This window comes from Paraburkholderia sp. BR13439 (genome assembly GCF_040948805.1).
In the GTDB taxonomy this organism is placed as follows: Bacteria; Pseudomonadota; Gammaproteobacteria; order Burkholderiales; family Burkholderiaceae; genus Paraburkholderia; species Paraburkholderia youngii.
On the sequence record NZ_JBFPKN010000009.1, the window covers coordinates 158,887 to 176,421 of the forward strand.

The 17,535-nt window shown below is 63.4% G+C and carries 19 protein-coding genes; 12 read left to right on the top strand and 7 right to left on the bottom strand.

Annotation, left to right across the window (positions count from 1 at the left end; all coding sequences use genetic code 11):
• Nucleotides 1-34: 34 nt before the first annotated feature.
• On the top strand, nt 35-724 hold the full coding sequence (locus AB3X96_RS19450; protein WP_176106709.1) for a FadR/GntR family transcriptional regulator: 690 nt from the start codon (nt 35-37) through the stop codon (nt 722-724).
• Between the two features lie 55 nt (nt 725-779).
• Here the strand turns inward: AB3X96_RS19450 and AB3X96_RS19455 are convergent, their stop codons facing one another.
• Nucleotides 780-1,373: an acyl-homoserine-lactone synthase gene (locus tag AB3X96_RS19455; protein WP_176106708.1), complete on the bottom strand. Its 594-nt coding sequence runs from the start codon at nt 1,371-1,373 to the stop codon at nt 780-782.
• A gap of 155 nt (nt 1,374-1,528) precedes the next feature.
• Between AB3X96_RS19455 and AB3X96_RS19460 the strand changes: the two genes are divergently transcribed.
• Complete coding sequence (locus tag AB3X96_RS19460) at nt 1,529-1,846, top strand: hypothetical protein (protein ID WP_013092374.1); 318 nt, start codon at nt 1,529-1,531, stop codon at nt 1,844-1,846.
• Here AB3X96_RS19460 and AB3X96_RS19465 read toward each other — a convergent pair.
• The gene (locus AB3X96_RS19465) at nt 1,830-2,534 is read right to left on the bottom strand and encodes a LuxR family transcriptional regulator (protein ID WP_176106707.1); all 705 of its coding nucleotides are present in this window, start codon (nt 2,532-2,534) and stop codon (nt 1,830-1,832) included. The two genes, AB3X96_RS19460 and AB3X96_RS19465, sit on opposite strands and share 17 nt — an antisense overlap.
• Before the next feature lie 576 nt (nt 2,535-3,110).
• Between AB3X96_RS19465 and AB3X96_RS19470 the strand changes: the two genes are divergently transcribed.
• The 7 genes from AB3X96_RS19470 (at nt 3,111) to araD (ending at nt 11,313) form a co-directional block, all read left to right on the top strand.
• Entirely contained in the window at nt 3,111-4,100 is a 990-nt protein-coding gene (locus AB3X96_RS19470) for a dihydrodipicolinate synthase family protein (RefSeq protein ID WP_368590950.1), read from the top strand.
• A complete protein-coding gene (locus tag AB3X96_RS19475) occupies nt 4,097-5,041 on the top strand; it encodes an SMP-30/gluconolactonase/LRE family protein (protein WP_368590951.1) in 945 nt (314 codons plus the stop codon). The genes AB3X96_RS19470 and AB3X96_RS19475 overlap by 4 nt, the downstream gene beginning before the upstream one ends.
• A gap of 252 nt (nt 5,042-5,293) precedes the next feature.
• Nucleotides 5,294-6,463, top strand: coding sequence for an ABC transporter substrate-binding protein (locus tag AB3X96_RS19480; protein WP_368590952.1), 1,170 nt, complete (start codon nt 5,294-5,296; stop codon nt 6,461-6,463).
• A gap of 171 nt (nt 6,464-6,634) precedes the next feature.
• A complete protein-coding gene (locus AB3X96_RS19485; protein WP_176125458.1) occupies nt 6,635-7,714 on the top strand; it encodes an ABC transporter ATP-binding protein in 1,080 nt (359 codons plus the stop codon).
• Nucleotides 7,711-8,598 carry an ABC transporter permease gene (locus AB3X96_RS19490; RefSeq protein WP_368590953.1) on the top strand — a complete coding sequence of 296 codons (888 nt, stop codon included), beginning with the start codon at nt 7,711-7,713 and terminating at the stop codon, nt 8,596-8,598. Before AB3X96_RS19485 ends, AB3X96_RS19490 begins: the two co-directional genes overlap by 4 nt.
• Nucleotides 8,598-9,545, top strand: a complete 948-nt coding sequence (locus AB3X96_RS19495; protein ID WP_368590954.1) for an ABC transporter permease — start codon at nt 8,598-8,600, stop codon at nt 9,543-9,545. The genes AB3X96_RS19490 and AB3X96_RS19495 overlap by 1 nt, the downstream gene beginning before the upstream one ends.
• A gap of 31 nt (nt 9,546-9,576) precedes the next feature.
• On the top strand, nt 9,577-11,313 hold the full coding sequence (araD, locus tag AB3X96_RS19500; RefSeq protein WP_368590955.1) for an L-arabinonate dehydratase: 1,737 nt from the start codon (nt 9,577-9,579) through the stop codon (nt 11,311-11,313).
• Between the two features lie 3 nt (nt 11,314-11,316).
• Here the strand turns inward: araD and AB3X96_RS19505 are convergent, their stop codons facing one another.
• Nucleotides 11,317-11,922 carry a short chain dehydrogenase gene (locus tag AB3X96_RS19505; RefSeq protein ID WP_368590956.1) on the bottom strand — a complete coding sequence of 202 codons (606 nt, stop codon included), beginning with the start codon at nt 11,920-11,922 and terminating at the stop codon, nt 11,317-11,319.
• Nucleotides 11,923-12,070: 148 nt separating this feature from the next.
• Nucleotides 12,071-12,523, bottom strand: coding sequence for a DUF3005 domain-containing protein (locus AB3X96_RS19510; protein ID WP_368590957.1), 453 nt, complete (start codon nt 12,521-12,523; stop codon nt 12,071-12,073).
• Nucleotides 12,524-12,851: 328 nt separating this feature from the next.
• Between AB3X96_RS19510 and AB3X96_RS19515 the strand changes: the two genes are divergently transcribed.
• Entirely contained in the window at nt 12,852-13,085 is a 234-nt protein-coding gene (locus tag AB3X96_RS19515) for a hypothetical protein (RefSeq protein WP_013092363.1), read from the top strand.
• A 146-nt stretch (nt 13,086-13,231) separates the two neighbouring features.
• Nucleotides 13,232-14,158, top strand: a complete 927-nt coding sequence (gene epsC / locus AB3X96_RS19520; protein ID WP_368590958.1) for a serine O-acetyltransferase EpsC — start codon at nt 13,232-13,234, stop codon at nt 14,156-14,158.
• A 35-nt stretch (nt 14,159-14,193) separates the two neighbouring features.
• Here the strand turns inward: epsC and AB3X96_RS19525 are convergent, their stop codons facing one another.
• Both AB3X96_RS19525 and AB3X96_RS19530 read right to left on the bottom strand, forming a co-directional pair.
• Nucleotides 14,194-14,706: a metal-dependent hydrolase gene (locus tag AB3X96_RS19525; protein WP_368590959.1), complete on the bottom strand. Its 513-nt coding sequence runs from the start codon at nt 14,704-14,706 to the stop codon at nt 14,194-14,196.
• Nucleotides 14,707-14,855: 149 nt separating this feature from the next.
• Nucleotides 14,856-15,365, bottom strand: a complete 510-nt coding sequence (locus tag AB3X96_RS19530) for a hypothetical protein (protein WP_368591068.1) — start codon at nt 15,363-15,365, stop codon at nt 14,856-14,858.
• An 883-nt stretch (nt 15,366-16,248) separates the two neighbouring features.
• On the opposite strand from AB3X96_RS19530, the gene AB3X96_RS19535 reads away from it, so the two are divergent.
• Nucleotides 16,249-16,785 (top strand): hypothetical protein, encoded by a 537-nt coding sequence (locus tag AB3X96_RS19535; RefSeq protein ID WP_368590960.1) that lies wholly within the window; start codon nt 16,249-16,251, stop codon nt 16,783-16,785.
• Nucleotides 16,786-16,884: 99 nt separating this feature from the next.
• On the opposite strand, the gene AB3X96_RS19540 is transcribed toward AB3X96_RS19535, so the two are convergent.
• Nucleotides 16,885-17,316, bottom strand: coding sequence for a hypothetical protein (locus AB3X96_RS19540; protein ID WP_176106692.1), 432 nt, complete (start codon nt 17,314-17,316; stop codon nt 16,885-16,887).
• Nucleotides 17,317-17,535 lie beyond the last annotated feature (219 nt).

Consider the following 17,535-nt stretch of genomic DNA (forward strand, 5'->3'; position numbering starts at 1 on the left):
CAGGCCATATTCAGACAAGCTGGCCAGTCCGCTGATGAACGATCGAAAAACCAAGGGCTTACCCGACCAGATCTACGGCGACATTCTCAACCGCATCCTCGAAGGCGAGTACAAGGAAGGCGAACGGTTGCCGACCGAGCATGCGCTGGCGGAGCGTTTCGCCACGTCCCGGCCGACTGTGCGCGAAGCGCTCGCGCGATTGCGGGCCGACGGCATCATCTCGACGCGGCACGGCTCTGGCACGACCGTCGCGCGGCGCCCCGACCCGGACGTGCGCCGCTTCGCGCCGCTCGAAACGCTGTCCGATATCCGCCGCTGCTATGAGTTTCGCATCGTGACCGAGGCGGGCGCGGCCGCGCAGGCAGCGCTGAAGGCCGACGCCCAGGACATCGCCGCGATCCAGCATGCGTGGGACGAGCTCGAGCGCATCATCGAGGCGCAGGGCATCGGCGCGAAGGACGACTTCCTGTTCCACCAGGCGGTCGCGCGGGCGTCGAAGAATCCGTTTTTCATCACGGTAATGTCGTTCATCGAGGAACAGATCCTGTTCAGCATGAACCTGTCGCGCAATCTGTCGCTGGTCAAAACGGTGGAGCGGCAGCGGGTGGTGCAGGCCGAGCACATGGCGGTGCTCGACGCGATCCGCCGCAAGGACTCGGCGGCCGCGGGCGCCGCGATGCGCGCGCATCTCGAGAACGCGCTGGAACGGATGTTCGGTTCCTGAGTCCGCGCGCGGGTGAAGGTGTCGAGATTTCGGTGCGGCCACGCTCCGGCGCGGCTCAAGCCGCGTCGGCGACCGGCCCGAATAGCGAGGTCAGCGTTTTCGCGCTTACCGCGACGTCGAGCGCAACGGCCCGTTCGACGCCGATCTGCAGCGGCGGCCCGAGCCGGCTGATATCGAGCCCGGCACGGCGCAGCATGCGCTCGATCGGCGTGGTAGTCACCGTGACGTAATGCGTGATGCCCATGCGTTGTGCGAAGCGCATCACTTCCTGAATTGCGCGAATTGTCATATCCGTGAAACCAAAAGACTGTTCCTCCCCGTTGGTTTCGATCGCCCAGCGGCTCAGTTCCCAGATATGTCGGCCGACCGGCGCGGCCGCGCCATGCAGCAGTTGCGGGAAGGTGTCTTTCAGCATGTTCGGACCTTCGGTCGGCATCAGTCGCCAACAGCCGCGCAACCGTTCGTCTTCGCCCTGAATCAGCATGTAGTACGGCCCGAGCGCATCGTAGCCGTCTATCTCCATTCCCGCGATGGTCGGAATTTCCCAGCCGAGCCGGCCGTGAAAGACCCGGGCGCGCAACCGGTACATCTCGTTGATCAGTTCGTTGTCGAATTCCTGCCGGAGTCCAATACGGATCGTGGTTTGCATGACGTTCTCCTGTGCGTGTTGGGGGCTGCCAGATACGCAGGAAAACTTATGCATTCTGAATCTTTGCGCCACCTACCTACCTGGATAGGTGTGGATGCTTATCGGGTATCGCAAAATTCACACACGTATCCGCCCCCAACCTACAAGGGTCCAAAATGGAACTCCTCGACAATCACTGGCAACCGCAAACCCACCTCCAGGCGCGTCCCTCGGAGGTCTCTTCGGCAGTGGATCGTGTTCTGATCATTGCCTACCGGAAGAAGAAAAAAGAGAGCCAGCGTCGTTTCTGGGCTCGCTTCGGCGTCACGCAGTCGCGCGGCAGCCGCTTCGAGTCGGGTGCGGAGATCCCGGCGCCGGTGTCGATCCTGCTTGGCCTTTACTTCATGAAAACCGTGTCGGACGCCGATCTGGGTCGCGCCGAGCGCGTGATGTACAGCCGCGACGCGGCCGCGCTGCTCAACCCGGGTCAATAAGCCCAAGCTGGGCCGCGATCACGGCGGCCGCGCGCCGTGAATTCACGCCGAATTTCGCCCTGATGTTTTTCATGTGGAAGTTCACCACGGCTTCCGAGCAACTCAGGATGTGGGATATCTCCCACGTGGATTTGCCGCGCGCGGTCCATTTCAGACATTCGCGCTCGCGCGGAGTCAGCTTCGGCATCAAGCTCTGCGCATGCGAATCCAGATGCTGTTTGCTGGTGTCGATCACCAGGTCGCGCAACAGCACGAGATTCGGCAACGCGGCGTTCACATGGCGCCTGAACCCGTCCGACGGCTTGTCGTCATTGACGAAGCACATCATGCCGGCTTCCTGATTCGGCCCGTGAATCGGCAGCGTCACGCCCGCACCCAAGCCGTACGAGCGAGCTTCCTCGTACAGGGCTTGCTGTGGCGGGGTGGCGAAAATCTCTGGCGTCCAGATGAGCGGCGCGGAGCGTGACAGGCAGTGCGCAACCGTTGGGTCGATATGCACCATGCCCTGTTCGTCATAGGTCTGCCGCCATGCCGGCGCGTAAGTGCTGCGCAGGTAAGCGTCCTCGAGACGCATGGTGGGCCGCGGCAGCATCGCGACCAGTATCCTGTCGAAGCCCCACGTTTCGGCGAGGCCCGTAATCACGCCGAACCATTCCGCCTCGTCGGCGGCGTCGAGTAGCGGTGCCATCTGCTCGATAAAGTGTAGCGACAATTTTTTGGCTCTCTCAGGCTCGCAAACATCCCATTCGCGGTTATTGGCAGACAAACTTCGGTCCGCTCTTTTGGTCCGCATAATCTATCACTAAAAACTCGAAGGCAATGCGCTGCTGCTCCGCGGGGTAAACGATAGCAGCCATGTGATAGCAAGGGCGGTGTTGCCTATTATTATGCTGATTGAAATAGACTTTTAACCCGCCCGGGTGTCGGGCGAGAAATGCGGCTAATCGGCATCAGGCTACCGCATTTTAATGTGTTTCATTGACAGCATTATTTCTTTCGTGCTTCGGAATTAATCGCATTTACCCGATTATTTGGGAACACCGGTTATTTGCGCGTCGCGTCGGTCTTGCCAAACAAGCGCCTGCGCGGTTTGCATGGGGGCTGTGGCTCCATTGTTATCCAAAAGGAAATTTCGTGAGCACTTCCCGGGCAATTCGCCACCGACGGCATGCTGGGGCGATCGCCGCGCGCAGGTTGTTTGACAACATTCTGATGCCGATGCTACCGTGAAACCTCCGCCCAGCACGTTTGCGCGTCAACCATCATGAACGATTCTCCGCTGCGCGACGGCGAGTTCGCCGCGTCGGTCATGGCCGTGCCGCCGCTCGCGCGCCGCGCCGACTACACGCTCGACCCTGCTCGGAATCTCGCGCTGATCCGCCATATCGAAGCGGGTGGCGTACGCACGCTACTGTATGGCGGCAACGCGAACCTCTATCACGTCGCGGTCAGTGAATACCGCGAGCTACTGGACCTGCTCGCCGAAGCCGCGAGTCCGGGCACACGCGTGATTCCGGCGCTCGGTCCCGACTACGGCAAGATGCTCGATCAGGCGCGCATCCTCGCGCAGACGCGTTACCGCACCGCGATGGTGCTGCCGCTCGGCGGCGTGACGACGTCCGAGGGCGTCGAGACGGGCCTCACGCGGATCGCCGACACGGCAGGCATGCCGCTCACCTTGTATATCAAGAGCGAAAACTACGTGGCTGTCGATGCGCTCGCGCGGCTCGTCGAGCGTGGCACGTTGAGCGCGGTCAAATACGCGATCCCGCGCGACGATCCCGCCGAAGATCCCTATCTGCGCCGGCTGCTGCAATGCGTGCCGGCCGCGAAGATCGTATCGGGCATGGGCGAGCGGCCAGCGCTCGTGCATCTGCGCGAGTTCGGGCTGGCAGCGTGGACGACCGGCAGCGGCTGCATCGCGCCGAGCATGGTGATGGCGTTGCTGCGCGCGGTGCAAAGCGGCCGGAGCGCCGATGGCACCGATAGCGCGGACAACGACACCGCCCAGCGTTTGTACGATGCGTTCATGCCGCTCGAAACGCTGCGTAACGACATCTCGCTGTTCCGCGTGCTGCACGACACGATCACGTTTACGGGCCTCGCCGACATGGGGCCGTTGCTGCCGCTGCTCAGTTCGACACCGCGCGAGCATCATGCGAAGATCGCGCAGACCGCGTGCACGCTGCTCGCTCTCGAGCGCGAGTTCGCACCCACCCAATCGAACCGCTCCGACACGCAGGCAAGCACATGACCGAACACAGCCGACGCTATCCCGATCCTTCCATCCGAGTGTTCGATCCGCGCTTCAAGTCGTTGATCATCGCATCGGCGTCGGTCGAATGCCTGTATCAGGGCACGCGCTGGTCGGAGGGGCCGGTGTGGTTCGGCGACGGCCGCTATCTGCTGTGGAGCGATATTCCGAACGACCGCATCCTGCGCTGGGACGAAACGACGGGCGCGGTCAGCACGTTCCGTCAATCGTCGAACAACGCGAACGGCCATACGCGCGATCGCGAAGGGCGTCTCGTCAGTTGCGAGCACCTGATGCGGCGTGTGACGCGCACCGAGTACGACGGGTCGATCACCGTGCTCGCCGACCGCTATCAGGGCAAGCGCTTCAATTCGCCCAACGACGTGGTCGTCAAATCGGACGGCTCGATCTGGTTTACCGACCCGACCTTCGGCATCGAAGGTTTCTACGAGGGCGAGCAGCAGCAGTCCGAACTGAAGCCGTGCGTGTATCGGATCGACGGGCAGTCGGGCGAGGTTTCGATGGTCATCGACGACGTGCTCGCCCCGAACGGTCTCGCGTTTTCGCCGGACGAGTCGCTGCTGTACGTGGTCCAATCGCGCGGCGAGCCGCGCAAGATCCGCGTATTCGATGTCGAGGCCACTGGCAAAGGCACGACAGTGTCGAACAACCGCGTGCTGATCGACGCGGGTCCGGGCACGCCCGACGGCTTTCGGGTGGACGTGCACGGCAACCTGTGGTGCGGCTGGGGCATGGGCACCGACGAACTCGACGGCGTGCGCGTCTTCACCGCGCAAGGCGAGCCGCTCGGCCATATCGCGCTACCGGAGCGTTGCGCGAACGTTTGCTTCGGCGGACGGCATCGCAACCGTCTGTTCATGGCGGCGAGCCACGGCTTGTATTCGCTGTTCGTCAATACGCAGGGCGCGCGCGGAGGTTGAGCAGTTGTCCGCTAACTAGACAACAGCTTTTGCAGCCACTGCGGATGCTCGGGTTTGCCCTTAATTCGCGTTGCCAGGCATTGAACGGCAAGGATTTCACGTCAATTGAGCCACTTTTGACCAGGCCTCGCGCTCTCGACTATTTGCTTGACATCGGCTGTTACGCTTCGCTATGTTCCCTTGGTAGAAAGATACCGCCCGCATGCAACACATCGACTAGCGGGCTTCCATACCAAGAAGCGAGGAGACGCAATGACTGTTTCGCACAGGCTGTCGTTCAAGCTGGTATCCGTCTGTATCGCCGCGAGTGCGGCGTTCACTCTTGCCGCGCACGCGGCCGATCCGGTCACGATCAACATCGTCGACGTGGCCGGCGATCTTCAACTCACGCAGAAGGGCTTCGAGGCGTTCAAGGCGAAGAATCCGAATCTCGTTGCGAACATCACGTTCACGAACGCTCCGTCGCCGCAATTGCCCGGCAAGATCAAGGCGATGCAGGCCGCGGGACGCTCCGACATCGACCTCGTATTGACCGGCACCGACGCGCTCGCGGCCGGCATCGAACAGAACCTGTGGATCAAGCTGCTGCCCGATAACGCGGCGCAGTTCCCCGGTGTGCTCGACAAGTACGCGCCGGGCCCGCGCAAGATGCAGGATCTGGCGCAGGGCTACGGTCTCGAGGTCGCGTATATGCCGGCTGGTCCGCTGCTCGAATACAACCCGGCCAAGGTCAGCGATCCGCCGAAGACACCCGAGCAACTGCTGCAATGGTGCAAGGCCCACCCCGACAAGCTGATCTACGCGCGGCCGGCCAATTCCGGTCCTGGCCGCACGTTCCTGATGGGCTTGCCCTATGTGCTCGGCGACAAGGACCCGCAGGACCCGGTGCACGGCTGGGACAAGACGTGGGCGTACCTGAAGCAGTTGAACGACTGCATTCCGTACTATCCGGGCGGTACCTCGGCGGTGATGAAGGAACTGGGCGAGGGCACGCGCGACATGACCGTGACCGTGACCGGCTGGGACATCAATCCGCGCGCGCTCGGCATCGTGCCGGCCGAATTCCGTGTACAGCCGTTCGACAACATGACGTGGGTCAACGACGCGCACTACATGGTGGTTCCGAAGGGCGTGCCGAAGGAAAAGCTCGACGTGCTGTACAAGATGATGAACTTCATGCTGGAGCCCGCGCAGCAAGCATTGACCTACGACGACGGCTACTTCTACCCGGGCCCGGCGATCAAGGGCGTCACGATCGAGCAGGCGGCCGCGCATAGCCAGGAGGTGCTGCAAAAGTATGGCCGACCGGAATACGCGAAGATGTTGAGCGATCGTCCGCATGCGTTGCCGCTGAATGCGGCGGCGATGGTCGCGGCCTTCAGGAAGTGGGATACCGACATCGGCGCGCAGAAGACCCGATAGGCCTTCACCATTGCGACGGAAAACGAGGCGAAACGCGGCGCGGCGTGAGGTAGCGCCGCGCTGCGTGTTTGCGGCGACCACGCGCGCCTCGGCTTAACTGCCTGATGCGCCGCGCGCACCGCACGCGCGGCACTTGCGACAGCCGTCGTCTCACGCGGATCAGGAAACCGTATGAAGCATCACTTTGAGCAGTTGCGGCTCGACTCGGTGAGCCGCAGTTTCACGAATGCGCAAGGTCACGCGATCGCCGCGCTGCAGGGTCTCGATCTGACGATCCGGCGCGGCGAGTTCATCGCGCTGCTGGGACCGTCGGGTTGTGGCAAATCGACGGCGCTGAACTGCATCGCCGGATTGCAGCCGCTCACCGGCGGCGGCATCTGGCTCGACGAGCGCCGCATCGACGTGCTGCCGCCGGAAAAGCGCGGCTTCGGCATGGTGTTCCAGAACTACGCGCTGTTCCCGCACATGAGCGTGCTCGACAACGTCGGCTTTGGGCTGAAGATGCGCGGCGTCGGCAAGAGCGAGATCGCGCGCCGTGCACGCGAGGCCTTGAAACTGGTGCAACTGACAGGGCATGAGCAGAAGCTGCCCGGCCAATTGTCCGGTGGCCAGCAGCAGCGTGTCGCGATCGCGCGTGCGATCGTGATCGAGCCGCCGCTGATCCTGATGGACGAGCCGCTGTCGAATCTCGATACGAAGCTGCGCATCGAAATGCGCGCCGAGATTCGCCGCATCCATACGCAGCTCGAACGCGCGACGCTGTACGTGACGCATGATCAGGACGAAGCGCTGTCGATGGCCGATCGCATCGTCGTGATGAGGGAGGGCGTCGTGCAGCAGGTCGCGACGCCGAAAGAGGTCTATACGCGGCCGCGCAATCTGCATGTCGCGCGCTTCATGGGCTATCGCAACGTCGCCGAGTTCACGCTGGAGGGCATGCAAGGCGAGGGCGTCGTGGTCAGTGCGAACGGTGTGCGGCTGATCGGCACGGCGATGGCCGGCTTCGACAGCAAGCGCGTGAGCGTCGCGCTGCGCCCCGAAGACATGGAGCGCGCCGAGCCCGGCGCCGACAACGCGTTCGAGGCGCTGATCGACGCGGTCGAATACGGCGGCCACGATTCGCTGCTGCGCGTGAAGACCGCGTTCGGCGACGTGTGGGCGCGCGTGACCGGTGAATGCGCGGAGGGCGAACGCATCATGCTGCGCGTGCGGCCGTCGTGCGTGCTGGTCTACGATGCCGAGGCCGCATGAACACGCCGACGCTCGTCCCCCCGCTTACTCCCCGCGCGTCGCGCGACGCCAAGGCCTGGCTCGTCGCGCCGGCGCTGCTCTTTATCGTCGCGCTGTTCATTTATCCGTTCGCGTACGGTCTCGCGCTGTCGTTCCGGCCGATGAACGGCGGCGGTCTATGGGCCAACTATCTGACGTTCTTCACCGACACGTCGATGTGGCCGACGATTCTCGTCACGCTGAAGCTGTCGGTGCCGGCCACGCTGATCAACGTCGGCGTGTCGGTGCCGGTCGCATTCGCACTGCGCCGCTACTCGCGTTATCAGAAGATCGTCACGACGCTGCTGGTGATTCCGGTGACGCTCGGCACCGTGCTGATCGCCGACGGCATGCTCACGTACTTCGGTCCGCACGGCTGGCTGCCGCAGGCATTGCAGGCGCTGCATCTGTACACGCAAGAGGTGCGGCTCACGCACAACTTCACGGGTGTGCTGCTGTCGCTGATCGTGTCGGGCTTTCCGTTCGCGTTTCTGTTGACGCTTTCGTACGTGACCGGCATCGACCCGACGCTCGCGAGCGCGGCGGCGACGCTCGGCGCGAGTCCGTGGCAGCAGTTTCGCCGCATTTATTTTCCGCTGCTCGTGCCGGGGCTCACGATGGCCGCGTGTCTGTCGTTCGTGCAGGCGTTCTCGGTGTTTCCGTCGGCGGTGCTGCTCGGCGCGCCCGCGGGTCCGACGCGCGTGATGTCGATTGCCGCGGCCGAAGCCGCATTCGAGAGCTACGACTATTCGCTCGCGTCGGCGATCGCGATGGTGATGGGCTTCGTGCAACTGCTGGTGGTCGCCGCGCTGCTCGGCGCGCGCCGCTGGTTCTATCGTGGTCCCGTTACGGGAGGCAAAGGCTGATGACGACCGATCGTCGCGCGACGCAGCCCGACTGGCCCGCGTCCACCTCCGCTTCCGCATCCGCGGCGCCGCAGCCGGGCGATGGCGCCCGCGAGCCCGCGCAACACGCGCGTCAGCGCGCGAACTTGCCGGGCCGCATCTGGCAGGTGCTGGTGTGGGCCGTGATGGCGTTTTTCCTGATCAACGTCGTGCTGCTGATTGCGACCGTCGCGGTGAATTCGATCGCGACGCGCTGGTTCGGCACCGCGTTGCCGCAAGGCTTCACGCTGCACTGGTATGCGCAGGCGTGGAACGACTTCCAGCTCGCGAGCGTGCTGTGGGTGACCGTGCAGGTGGTCGGCGCGGTCGTGCTGCTGTCGGTGCTGCTCGGCGTGCCTGCCGCGTATGCGCTCGCGCGCGTGCAATTTCGCGGCAAGCGCCTTGCGATGCTGATCTTTCTGCTGCCGCTGATGGTGCCGCCCGTCACCTACGGCATTCCGATGGCGACCGTGATGTACAAGGTCGGCCTTGCCGGCACGCTATGGGGCGTGATTCTTGCGAACCTCGTACCGGCGCTGCCATTCGTGATTCTGGTGATGACACCGTTCATCGAGCAGATCGATCCGAATCTCGAAGCAGCCGCGCGCATTTTCGGCGCGAACACGTTCCGCTACTTCCGTTACGTGCTGCTGCCGCTGCTCGTGCCGGGTATGCTGGCCGCAGGGTTGCTCGTGCTGGTGCGTACGATCGGCATGTTCGAGCTGACGTTCTTTACGGCCGGTCCTGCCACGCAAACGCTGGTGGTCGCGTTGTACTACGCTGTGTTTTCGACCGGCGTGCGCGCGCCGCAATCGATCGATGCGATGGCGATGATCTATATGGCGATCACGTTGATCTGGGTGCTGATCGCACTACAATTCGTGAGCCCGACGCAGATCGTGTCTCGCGTGAAAGAACAGCGGCGCTGACGCGTGGTCGGCGTCAATCGTGGAGTAGACGTTGACGAAGAGAAAAACCCCCGAGGAATTGCGCAGTCATCGCTGGTATGGCGCGAACGATCTGCGTTCGTTCGGCCACCGCTCGCGCACCGCGCAGATGGGCTACAACCGGGAGGAATACGCGGGCAAGCCGGTCATCGCGATTCTCAACACGTGGAGCGAGATCAATCCGTGCCACACGCATTTCAAGCAGCGCGTCGAGGAAGTGAAGCGGGGCATCTGGCAGGCCGGCGGCTTCCCTATCGAGTTGCCTGTGCAGACGCTGTCCGAGCCGTTCCAGAAGCCCACCACGATGCTGTACCGCAATTTCCTCGCGATGGAAGCCGAGGAGATGCTGCGCTCGTACCCCGCCGACGGCGTCGTGCTGATGGGCGGCTGCGACAAGACCACCCCCGCGCTGCTGATGGGCGCGATCTCGATGGATCTGCCCGCCATCTTTTTGCCCGCCGGTCCGATGCTGCGCGGCAACTGGAACGGCGTGACGCTCGGTTCGGGTTCCGATTCATGGCGATACTGGGCCGAACTGCGCGCGGGCACGCTGACGCCGGAAGACTGGCAGGGCGTCGAGGGCGGCATCGCTCGCTCGCCGGGGCACTGCATGACGATGGGCACTGCGTCGACGATGACCAGCGCGGCCGAAGCACTGGGCTTCACGCTGCCCGGCTTCGCGTCGACGCCCGCGCCCGATTCGCGTCATGCGCGGATGGCCGCGAAAACCGGCATGCGTATCGTCGAGATGGTGTGGGAGGATCTGAAGCCGTCGGACCTGATCACTGCGGCATCGGTCGATAACGCGGTGACGACTTGTGTCGCGCTGTCCGGCTCAACCAATTCGGTCGTGCATATGATCGCGCTTGCACGGCGCGCGGGCGTCGAGTTGACGCTCGATCGCTTCGACGAGATCGCACGCCGCACGCCCGTGCTCGCGAACATCCGGCCGACCGGCGCCTATCTGATGGAGGACTTTTTCTACGCTGGCGGATTGCGCGCGCTGCTCGCGGAACTGGACGAGCTGATCGACGGTTCGCAGAAAACCGTGAACGGCCGCACGCTCGGCGAGAACCTCGCGGGCGCGCAGATTTTCAACGACGACGTGATCCGCCGCCGCACGAATCCGCTACTGCGCGACAGCAGCCTCGCGGTGCTGCGCGGCAATCTCGCGCCCGACGGCGCCGTTATCAAACCCGGCGCGGCCGAGTCGCATCTGCTCGCACATACGGGCCGCGCGGTCGTGTTCAGCGACTACAACGACATGGCCGCGCGCATCGACGACGACGCGCTCGACATCGACGAAAGCTGCGTGCTGGTGCTGCAGAACGCGGGGCCGGTCGGCGCGGGCATGCCCGAGTGGGGTCAGTTGCCGATCCCGCGCAAGCTGCTGCAAAAAGGCGTGCGCGACATGGTGCGCATCTCCGACGCGCGGATGAGCGGCACGAGCTATGGCGCGTGCGTGCTGCACGTGGCGCCCGAGGCGTTCGTCGGCGGTCCGCTGGCGTTGGTGCGAAGCGGCGATCTGATCGAGCTCGATGTGCCGCGCCGCAGGCTGAACCTGCTGATATCGGACGAAGAGTTCGCGCGCCGCAAGGCCGCGTGGGTCAAACCGGCGGCGCGCTTCGAGCGCGGCTATGGCGCCCTGCATCAAGCGCACGCGATGCAGGCGGACCAAGGCTGCGATTTCGACTTCCTGCAGCGCGGCGGCGCGAGTCCGGAAAGCTCGGGCGAGCCGGAAATTCACTGACGCTCAATACCCGACGCGATACACGCGCCCCGTCTGCGCGCCTTCCACGCTGCGCAGATAAGCAAGCGCAGCGCGTTGTGCGCTGACGGGCTCGAAGCCGCGAAAGAACGGCGCATAAGCCTCCATCGACTCGGTCAGCACGGTCGGACTGACGACGTTGATGCGCAGCCCGCGCGGCAGTTCGATCGCCGCGCCACGCACGAAGCCTTCCAGCGCGAGATTGACGGTCGTCGCGCTCGCGCCCTGCGCGATCGGCTCGTCGCCCAGAATGCCGCTCGTCAGCGTGAATGAACCGCCGTCGTTCACGTACGGCAGCGCCGCGAACACGACGTTGATCTGGCCCATCAGCTTGTCGCGCAGTCCGACCCAGAACTGCTCGATGCTCATCTGCGCCAGCGGACCGAAATGCACGTTGCCGGTCGCGGTGACGACGCCGTCCACCTTGCCGATGTCGCGAAACAGCCGCTCGACGCTCGCTGGGTCCGTGCTGTCGACGTGATATTGCCCGCGCGTCGCGCCCACCTCGATCACTTCGTGACGCGCCTTCAACCCCTCGCTGACGGCGTGGCCCAGCGTGCCCGTGGCACCGATGACGACGATCCTTTTCATCCGCAACTCCGTTAAACGAACTAACATTAAACAAAGCAAAGCACGCACCAGAATAAAACGGTGCGTGCGACGTGAATGCCTGATTTAATCGGAATAAACGAGGTAATTCAAACGCGCGCGTATAAAGGGATGATACGCGCGCGTCCGCCTATTTCACGCGGTGTAATTCGATAACGCGCGCGGGCCGCAAATGATTGAGCGCGTAGTGAATGCGGCCGCGCTCCTGGCGCTGTCCGACCGGACGCGGGTCGATGTACTGGTTGTCGGCCGAGTAGACGCCGAGCGGCTCGACCATGCCCTTGTCGATCACCGCGTAACCGGGCTCGAGCGCGAGCAGCAGATGGTTGCCGCCAAGCCGGCTGTCGAAGCCGGCCATGCCGTCGAGCGCCTCGGGCACGCTGTTCTCGAGCGTTGCATTGCTGGTTGTGATTTCGTCGGGCGAGATCGCGCCGTGGCCCGCCAGACGGGCCGCTTCATGGTTCTTGCCGTCGGTGTCGACGGTGCTGTCGTGCGTGCGATCGTTGTGCAGGTCCGTGGTTGGCGGGTCCTTCGGGTCGGGTTTCGTGCCGGCGTTTTCGGGTTTGCTGATCGCGCTGTTCATCGTGCATCTCCTGAAGAGGACATTCGAAGAAAGAGCAAAAGCCGTTCCGACTGACACGGCGCCGCTTTGCGCGGGAGTCGCGATGCGTTGTCCGCCATGATTCGATGCGAGTGGCGTTGCCCACGCGATTGAATGGCGATGAGGTCCGCGATTCATTTCGTTTTTTTTAATGGACGCGTATTTTCTACAGAGTATGATTCTACTCCTGCGACCGACGCGCGGATAAATTGGCGGCATGCTCCGGCTGTTCACCATGGTCGGAAAAAATTAACAAACAAATGGCCGCGCGACCGAGAAAATGTTACGGGGCTTCAGGGGCGGGTGACTCATGCACTTCGATGCTGCATTCACACATCGCGGCTATCTATTGAATTGCGAACCGGCGCGCTCGGGCGACGGCTCCTGGCAACCGTATGTGGTGATCTCGCGCTCGAGCGACGGCGAACTGGTCGCCAACCGTTTCTTCCCCACGGAACTGCGCTTCTCCGACGAAGCCGCCGCAATCGCGCACGCGCGCGATTGGGCAGTGCGCTGGATCGACGCGAGCAGTCTGACAATCTGACGTCAGGGAACGATGCATGCGTGCCGGCGCGCGCCGACGCAACGAGCCGAGCCGATCTGCGCGCCGCCGGGCGGGCAGCGTTAAAACGCGGTAATCTCTGCTGGATAACCACTTTGAACCGTGCACGCTGCACGGCGCCGTCCCTTATGCCCAACGAGCCTTCCCCGAACTGGGGCCTTGAACACATCGTCGCCGACCTGCGCGCCTCGCGCGAGCAATTGCATCGCACGCGGCATCCGCTCGGCATTCGCGAGTTGCCATCGCGCGAAGCGGTGGTCAATATCGTAACCGGCTTGCGCGCCGCGATGTTTCCGACGCACTACGGCGCGCCCGATCTAACCGACGAGACGGTCGACTACTACGTCGGCCACACGCTCGAAAGCACGTTGCGGCTGCTCGCCGAACAGATTCGCCGCGCGCTGCGCTTCCTGCCAGAGTTCGGCGCGACGCCCGACGCCGAGTTGCGCGAGCGCGCGTTCGCGGTGGCGCGCGAGTTCGCGACGCAGCTGGCGGGCATCCGCGCGCTGCTCGTCAGCGACATCCAGGCTGCGTACACCGGCGACCCCGCCGCGCAGCACATCACCGAAATCCTGCTGTGCTATCCGGGCGTGTGGGCGATGACGCATCACCGGCTCGCGCATGCGCTGCATCGGCTCGGCGTGCCGCTGCTCGCGCGCTTCATCAACGAGATCGCGCACTCGGCGACCGGCATCGACATTCACCCGGGCGCGACGATCGGGCCGAGCTTCTTCATCGATCACGGCACCGGCGTGGTGATCGGCGAGACCGCGATCATCGGTGAACGCGTGCGCGTGTACCAGGCAGTCACGCTCGGCGCGAAGAGTTTCGCGGCCGACGAAGACGGCATGCTGATCAAGGGCAACGCCCGGCATCCGATCGTCGAGGACGACGTCGTGATCTACGCAGGCGCGACGATTCTCGGACGCGTGACGATCGGGCGCGGATCGGTGATCGGCGGCAACGTGTGGCTCACGCATAGCGTGCCGCCGGGCAGTAGCGTATCGCAAGGCAAGATCCGCGAAGGAGAGCGCACCGACGATGGGCGGCAGTGATGCTCGCCTGGCCGCGGCCGGCTGCATCGCTGCGCCTAGCTGATCGGCCAATGGCGTAACCACGGCAACGCATGCATGACATGCCGCCACACATGCTCGCCGATGAACCACGCGGCCACCCACGACGCCGCGACGACGATCAGATCGCAGTGCCCGCTATTCCATAGATTCAACGAATGTCGCCCGGCGATCCACGGCACGCCGAGCGGATTCGGCCAGTCGGCGAGCAGATGCATCAGGCCGCCGCACGCGAAGCCGAACGCGGGCGCCGCGTAGATCGAATGTCCGAGCATGTGATACGACGCCGCGAGCAGCGCGAGCCAGCCGATGCCCCAATGCGTCAACGTGCGATGCGTGATCCACAGCCGCCGCGCGCGCGACCACCATGCAACTTCGAGCCAGTCCGGCGCGGTGCTGCCGGCCACGCCGGCGATGAAGCTCAGCAGCACGCCAGCGTGAAACGGACTGCCGCCGCTGCGCGCGACGATCGCCGCCGCGATAATGCCGGCTGCGAAACCGGTCGCATGATGCGCTTTGCTGGATGCCATCGACATTCGCGACACAAGTGCCGCGCGAAAAACAAAGGGCGGCTATGTTCGCAGATGAGCGCGTAAAAAAATAGCCGATGGGCGAGATATAAATTCGCGCATCGGCCTTCCGTAAGTGATGCGCACGGCGTTCAAGTGCGCCGCGCCGCTCAGGTCGCGCAGCGTGCGATAGCGAAGCGCATTTCCTCTTCGGGTGGATCGTCGGGCGCATTGGCCGGACGCATGACCTTGATGACCGTGCTGCCGTTGAGCGGGGTCAGCGTGACGAAGTACGAGTTGTGCGAATCGGCGCCGACCGCGAGTTCGGTCGCGGCGCCAGTGTGCGAGGTACGCACGCGCGGCAGACGTCCTTCGAGGCAGGCGGCGATGGACGCAGGCGTGCGTGACGACGACACGTACACGAGCGGCGCGGACGCATCGCGCGCGGGGCCGCCCGACGAACCGCAAGCGGCGAGGGTAGCGGTGAGGGCGGCAGCGGGGGCAAGCAGGAGAAGTCTTTTCATGATCCGATCGTCGGCGTTCCCAGTCATGCATGGGAAGGTGAGGCGCGGGCGAAGCGCGATGCGCTGGCGGGCAGCGCGATGCTTCGCGACGAAGCTGCCGTGCAGGCGGCGCGGTTTCGCGGCGTCGCACGGCGGCCGGGGCAGTATACCGAGCAGGCGCCGGCGTCGTCACTAGCGCGGCCAGGGAATCGCGTTGCAGCGACACGGTGTGCCACTTCGGCTTGCCCGAGCCGTTGGAGCCGCTCACCTTCCTCGCTGCCACGCGGACCAAAGCAGGTGTTCGACAATGAGCCGCTGCCCTGGTGCCAGCTGCTGTGACCGCAATGGTTGTTCGAGTAGACGAGACCCGCGTCGAGCGAGCCGTACAAAGTGACGCTGCTTTGCCGTGTAGGGTGATTGCGAAGGCGCTCAGCAGGCCTGCCGTGGTGAGGCTTCTTTGCATGTTCGGGATTCACTCCGTGGTACGTGGAGAATCGGCATGTTGAGCGCCATTCCCAGCGAAGTGTAACTACCGCTATGCAGATATTTAATTATTCGACTTACAACAGTTTATTTGCGCATCCGGGATTATGTGAATTAATCGTGTAAGTGCAGGTCCCCAAAAGGAAATTATTTTTACAGGTGAATGGGCGGCTGCGCTGTCAAGTCCGCCGACGTTGCCGGACCGTTACGACATAAGGCCTCCCGGCCAGCATCGGATGCCCTCACCGATTCTCACCGTTTTGCGCAACGCAGTCTTACGAAGAAAGCGTTAAATCAAGGTGGGATGCCACTTATAATTTCGATAGACCCCTTCGACCAAAGGGTGTCTTTTTCATTTTTACACGCGGCTTTCGGGCCGCGTTTTTTTATCTGACATTTAAAGCGGTTTTATACATTGTCGCGTGAGGGTAAATAGAATTTTCGCGCCTCGAGCGGCTTCGCCGTTCCGAGCGCGCCTTGTCCGTTCGTCAGAGCGAGCAGGGCGAAGCGGGCCGGGAAGGTAGAATCGCGGGTTCGAAATCTGTTTGTGCGCCCCCGCGAAGTGAGTGAACCTGTGATGAACGACACGCCCTTTCTCTCGACTGATACGAATACCGGGTTCCTGGCCGACGACTCGTCCGGACCGGACGAAAGCGTGCATGAAGAGCGTCTGTGGCGCGATAACGGCTGGACCGCGCGCATCATCAAGAACGAAGACGACGAAGGCTGGGCCGTCGAAATGATCAAGGACGGCGAGGCGGAGCCCGCGCTCGTCGGACCTTGGACGATGGGTCGCAACAAGAAGGATCCGAAGCCGCTCGACGTATCGGCGTTCAACACGCTGGTGAAAACAGCGGCGGAAGTACTGCGTCGCCACGAGCAGCAACTGCGCGCGCAACTGCACAAGGCGGTGCGCGTGCCGAGCGCGGACGGCAACGACGAACTCGACATCACGCTCGACATCGTTCCGGACGAAGACGAGCCGTACGCGCTGTTGAGCGCGCTCGATATTTTCGGCGAGCAGATCGCGCAGGTGCAGGTCGCGCCGACCTTCAAGCTCAGCAAGGCGAGCGCCGCGGCGTGGGTGGCGAACGAGTTTCGCCGGCCGGGGTAAGTCGTTGCCAGGGTGTCAATGGTTTGGATGGCCAGCTTGGCCCCGGTTGCGAGCCAGCTTAGACGGATCGAATCGCCTGGTTAGGCGTGTCGCCAACCCCTAGTTGCGCTTGCAAAAAATCGCGGTGATCAGCGGTGCGACGTGGTGCACGATCGCCGTACTGCCGGCGTTCTCGAGCGCGCTTTTAACCTTGTCGTCGCCGCCGAACACGACGGCGCCATACGCGGACTGCGCGACCGGTTCGCCGTCGCCGACCCGGAACATCGGGTCGTCTTTTTCGAAGCCCACCACCGCGAATACGCGGAAACCGAACGCGGTTAGATGCGCACCGGGCATCGGCGAGAACGCGTTGATCGAGTTGCTTTCGACGTGACTTGGCTTCGGGTTGATCAATTGCTGCTGCATCAGATCAGCAATGAACTGGTGGCCGCTCTCATTGCATACGAGTGGCGCGTCGAGCTCCACGGCAAAAGAGGACAGCGGCAGCGCGGCGGCTGCGGCAAACAGCAGAGGGACAAGAAGACGGTTCATGAGTGTAGGCGGGCGTCCACGTCGATGCCGTGGATTAGCAACCACTGCGCCATCCCCCGGAGGGGCGCGAGCGGTGCTGCACATCGAACAGATTCCGCGTGACTGGCACAACTGGATTCGCACTTTACAGCGATTCAGCGAATTCCGCTTTGTGGCGGACATACAAACGGTATTTGCAAATTGCCGGGAAACATACGACACAACAGCAAGCTTTCAGAA

What these genes read in the sequence shown, in the direction of transcription:
- AB3X96_RS19495 (WP_368590954.1), top strand. Translation starts at nt 8,598, where the DNA reads ATGACGACCGATCGTCGCGCGACGCAGCCCGACTGGCCCGCGTCCACC.
- AB3X96_RS19455 (WP_176106708.1), bottom strand. Translation starts at nt 1,373, where the DNA reads ATGCAAACCACGATCCGTATTGGACTCCGGCAGGAATTCGACAACGAA.
- AB3X96_RS19510 (WP_368590957.1), bottom strand. Translation starts at nt 12,523, where the DNA reads ATGAACAGCGCGATCAGCAAACCCGAAAACGCCGGCACGAAACCCGAC.
- AB3X96_RS19475 (WP_368590951.1), top strand. Translation starts at nt 4,097, where the DNA reads ATGACCGAACACAGCCGACGCTATCCCGATCCTTCCATCCGAGTGTTC.
- AB3X96_RS19515 (WP_013092363.1), top strand. Translation starts at nt 12,852, where the DNA reads ATGCACTTCGATGCTGCATTCACACATCGCGGCTATCTATTGAATTGC.
- AB3X96_RS19480 (WP_368590952.1), top strand. Translation starts at nt 5,294, where the DNA reads ATGACTGTTTCGCACAGGCTGTCGTTCAAGCTGGTATCCGTCTGTATC.
- AB3X96_RS19505 (WP_368590956.1), bottom strand. Translation starts at nt 11,922, where the DNA reads ATGAAAAGGATCGTCGTCATCGGTGCCACGGGCACGCTGGGCCACGCC.
- AB3X96_RS19485 (WP_176125458.1), top strand. Translation starts at nt 6,635, where the DNA reads ATGAAGCATCACTTTGAGCAGTTGCGGCTCGACTCGGTGAGCCGCAGT.
- AB3X96_RS19540 (WP_176106692.1), bottom strand. Translation starts at nt 17,316, where the DNA reads ATGAACCGTCTTCTTGTCCCTCTGCTGTTTGCCGCAGCCGCCGCGCTG.
- AB3X96_RS19490 (WP_368590953.1), top strand. Translation starts at nt 7,711, where the DNA reads ATGAACACGCCGACGCTCGTCCCCCCGCTTACTCCCCGCGCGTCGCGC.
- AB3X96_RS19525 (WP_368590959.1), bottom strand. Translation starts at nt 14,706, where the DNA reads ATGGCATCCAGCAAAGCGCATCATGCGACCGGTTTCGCAGCCGGCATT.
- AB3X96_RS19470 (WP_368590950.1), top strand. Translation starts at nt 3,111, where the DNA reads ATGAACGATTCTCCGCTGCGCGACGGCGAGTTCGCCGCGTCGGTCATG.
- AB3X96_RS19535 (WP_368590960.1), top strand. Translation starts at nt 16,249, where the DNA reads ATGAACGACACGCCCTTTCTCTCGACTGATACGAATACCGGGTTCCTG.
- AB3X96_RS19460 (WP_013092374.1), top strand. Translation starts at nt 1,529, where the DNA reads ATGGAACTCCTCGACAATCACTGGCAACCGCAAACCCACCTCCAGGCG.
- epsC (WP_368590958.1), top strand. Translation starts at nt 13,232, where the DNA reads ATGCCCAACGAGCCTTCCCCGAACTGGGGCCTTGAACACATCGTCGCC.
- AB3X96_RS19465 (WP_176106707.1), bottom strand. Translation starts at nt 2,534, where the DNA reads ATGGCACCGCTACTCGACGCCGCCGACGAGGCGGAATGGTTCGGCGTG.
- AB3X96_RS19450 (WP_176106709.1), top strand. Translation starts at nt 35, where the DNA reads ATGAACGATCGAAAAACCAAGGGCTTACCCGACCAGATCTACGGCGAC.